This window comes from Bathymodiolus azoricus thioautotrophic gill symbiont, assembly GCF_001298715.1.
Classification (GTDB): Bacteria; Pseudomonadota; Gammaproteobacteria; order PS1; family Pseudothioglobaceae; genus Thiodubiliella.
Genome location: NZ_CDSC02000344.1, coordinates 1 through 3,472, shown reverse-complemented (window position 1 = coordinate 3,472; position 3,472 = coordinate 1). Strand labels below are relative to the sequence as shown.

At 39.2% G+C, this 3,472-nt stretch carries 2 protein-coding genes; both read left to right on the top strand.

The features are described 5' to 3' along the window. Positions 1–403 precede the first annotated feature (403 nt). A complete protein-coding gene (radA, locus tag BAZSYMA_RS06740; protein ID WP_090716995.1) occupies positions 404–1,765 on the top strand; it encodes a DNA repair protein RadA in 1,362 nt (453 codons plus the stop codon). Positions 1,766–1,800: 35 nt separating this feature from the next. Next, positions 1,801–3,471, top strand: a complete 1,671-nt coding sequence (locus tag BAZSYMA_RS06735) for a glutamine--tRNA ligase/YqeY domain fusion protein (RefSeq protein ID WP_090716993.1) — start codon at positions 1,801–1,803, stop codon at positions 3,469–3,471. Position 3,472: the final 1 nt, after the last annotated feature.

Sequence of the window (3,472 nt, the reverse complement as noted above, 5' to 3'; positions counted from 1 at the left end):
CAGGATATAATACCTTCTAGAATTTATTATTTTGAGCGAGTTAAACTTAACCTAACAATTCTAAGTAAAAATAAAATAAGGAGTGCCACACTTTTATTTAAAAATAACTCGCTTAATTAGTCAAAAACCCTTATGTATAAACTATTATTTTCTTTAAAAGCCATTTTTTATAAAGATAACAGAGAAATAAAGGGTATTTGGATTCTAAATAGTATTAAAAAAAAGGGGGCTTTGCAAATTACCCCAATCCAATAGAACAACAACCCTCTAATCAACCAACAAAAAACCTACAATGCCTTGGAAGAACACCCAACAACCCTCTTGAAGATGCGCCATAAATCCCTATCAGAACTGAATAATGTGGTCTTACTAAAGTATTATTAGATAAAAGTGTATTGGAATAATGTCAAAAACTAAACTAGAATTTGTTTGTAGAGAGTGTGGTGTAACGCATCCTCAATGGGCAGGGCAGTGCTTAGAATGTCAGGCTTGGAATACCTTAGAAGAAGTGGTTATATCTAGGGATAACGCTTCAAAACCAGAAATCTTGCAAGACTTGCCACCGTCAAAAGTACAAAAATTATCAGACATTAGATCTGAAAGCAAAGCTAGATTAACAACAGGATTAAGCGAGCTTGACCGTACTTTGGGTGGTGGTTTAGTAGATGGCTCTGTGGTACTCATCGGTGGTGATCCAGGCATCGGAAAATCCACTCTTATTCTGCAAGCAATGGCAGTAATTAATAAAGAACACACTGCCTTATATGTCAGTGGCGAGGAATCTGCACAACAAGTTAGCGACCGTGCTGTGCGTTTGGGTATCAAAGAAGATGTGCTGCTACTTAACGAAACACATTTAGAAAAAATCATCAAACTCGCCAAAGAAATTAAACCAAAAGTTATTGTCATTGACTCTATTCAAACCATGGTGACAGACGGTTCAACTTCAGCACCTGGCTCAGTAACGCAAGTGCGAGATTGTGCTGCGCAACTCACGCAATACGCCAAGCAAACCAACACCATTTTACTGATGATTGGACATGTAACCAAAGGTGGTGCGCTCGCAGGGCCGAGAATTTTAGAACATATGGTGGATTGTGTTTTGTATTTTGAAGGCGATGCAGGCGGGCGTTATCGTATCATTCGTGCGGTAAAAAATCGTTTTGGCGCAGTCAATGAAATTAGCGTATTTGCAATGAGCGAGACTGGACTTAAGCAAGTAGAAAATCCATCAGCAATATTTTTGTCTAATCAATCTACACCATTACCGGGTTCGATGGTGATGGTAACGCGTGAGGCAACCAGACCACTAATGATTGAGCTCCAAGCCTTGGTTGACCAGTCCAGTGGCAACCCTAAGCGTGTTAGTGTGGGTTTAGACCAAAATCGTCTTGCCTTGCAATTGGCTATATTGCACAAACACGGCGGTATTGCAACTTTTGACCAAGATGTGTTTATGAATGTTGTGGGTGGTGTTAAGGTTAGTGAAACTGCCTCAGATTTGGTGGTGATGCTTACTATTATGTCGAGCCTAAGAAACAAAGTTATCCCTAAAGATTGGATTGCCTTTGGCGAAGTTGGTTTAACGGGGGAAGTGCGGCCTGTTTATAATGCTAGTGAGCGTTTGGCAGAGGCACAAAAACACGGCTTTAAAATTGCCATTATTCCTAAGGCAAATACCCCTAAAAAACCCATCAAGGGTTTGAAAGTTGTTCCTGTGGAATATCTCTATCAAGCACTACAATATATGTCAGAAAATACCTAGTATAATCCTTAACTTTATAGCAATTTAGCCCCAGAATGAGCGACAATAATCCCACGGAAAAACCGACTAATTTTATTCGTCATCAAATTAACGAAGACTTAGATTCTGGTCTACATAGCACAATTCAAACACGCTTTCCACCTGAACCAAATGGCTATTTGCATATTGGACATGCCAAATCAATTTGCCTAAATTTTGGTTTAGTGCAAGACTATAAGGGTAGGTGCAATCTACGCTTTGATGATACAAACCCCGCTAAAGAAGATGTGGAATTTATTGAATCTATTAAAAATGATGTTAAATGGCTGGGTTTTGAATGGGATGGCGAGATTCAATACAGCTCTAATTATTTTGCAAAGTTTTATGAATATGCGATTGAGCTGATCAATAAAGAATTGGCATATGTTTGTTTTTTAAATGCAGAACAAACTCGTGAATATCGTGGTACTTTAAAACAAGCAGGTAAAAATAGCCCTTATCGCAATACATCAGTTGCACAAAATTTAGAACTGCTTGTTAAAATGAAAGAAGGAAAATTCTCAGAGGGTGAGTGTGTGTTGCGCGCCAAAATAGACATGGCAAGTCCGTTTATGTGTATACGTGACCCAACACTATATCGTATTCGTTTTGAAAAGCATCATCAGACAGGCAACGAATGGCGTATCTATCCAATGTATGATTTTGCCCACTGTATTAGTGATGCGATTGAAGGTGTTACACATTCGCTTTGCACGCTTGAATTTCAAGACAATCGTCGTTTGTATGATTGGATATTAGAGCATTTAGAGGATTTCAATAAACCTAATCGCCCGCATCAATATGAGTTTTCACGCTTGAATTTAGAATACACAGTAATGTCAAAACGCAAATTACAACAATTGGTAGAAGATGAGTTGGTGTTGGGTTGGAATGACCCACGACTACCTACCATTTCTGGGCTTCGTCGTCGTGGTTATACGCCCGCTAGTATTCGTGATTTTGTTGAGCGCATTGGTGTTTCTAAGGTTGACAGTATGACCGATATGAAAATCCTAGAAGACGCTGTACGCGATGATTTAAATGTTGTTGCGCCACGCACGATGGGTGTTATTGACCCTATTAAAGTTATTATTGAAAATTACCCTGAAAAACAAGTTGAGACTCTCAAAGCGCCTATCCATCCGCAAAATGAAGATAGGGGTAAGCGTAATATTTTCTTTTCTCAAGAGTTGTATATCGATAGAGCAGATTTTAAAGAAGTGGCACCGAACAAAAAGTTTAAACGCTTGGCCATTGGTAAGGAAGTACGCTTGCGTAATGCTTATGTGATTAATGCCACTTCATTTGACACTGATTTTGATGGCAATGTGACCACTGTGTATGCGACTTATGATGCAGACACTTTAGGTAAAAACCCCACAGATGGCAGAAAAGTTAAAGGCGTCATTCACTTCGTTGAAGCCAGTACTGCTTTTAAAGCAGAATTCAGACTATACGATCGATTATTCACACTTGAAAACCCCGGGAAAAATGATCACTTTGAACAATTGCTCAACCCAAAATCCTTAGTGGTAACTTACGGCGTAGTGGAGTCAAGCATGAAAGACGCTAAGGCTGAATTAGCCTACCAATTTGAGAGAGAAGGGTATTTTTGTCGTGACAGTGAAGCGAGTGACAGCTTGGTCTTTAATAAAACAGTTGCTTTAAGAGACACCTGGGGTAATTAAG

Bases quoted from the DNA above. Each gene is read 5' to 3' on its own strand.
- radA (WP_090716995.1), top strand. From the start codon at position 404: ATGTCAAAAACTAAACTAGAATTTGTTTGTAGAGAGTGTGGTGTAACG.
- BAZSYMA_RS06735 (WP_090716993.1), top strand. From the start codon at position 1,801: ATGAGCGACAATAATCCCACGGAAAAACCGACTAATTTTATTCGTCAT.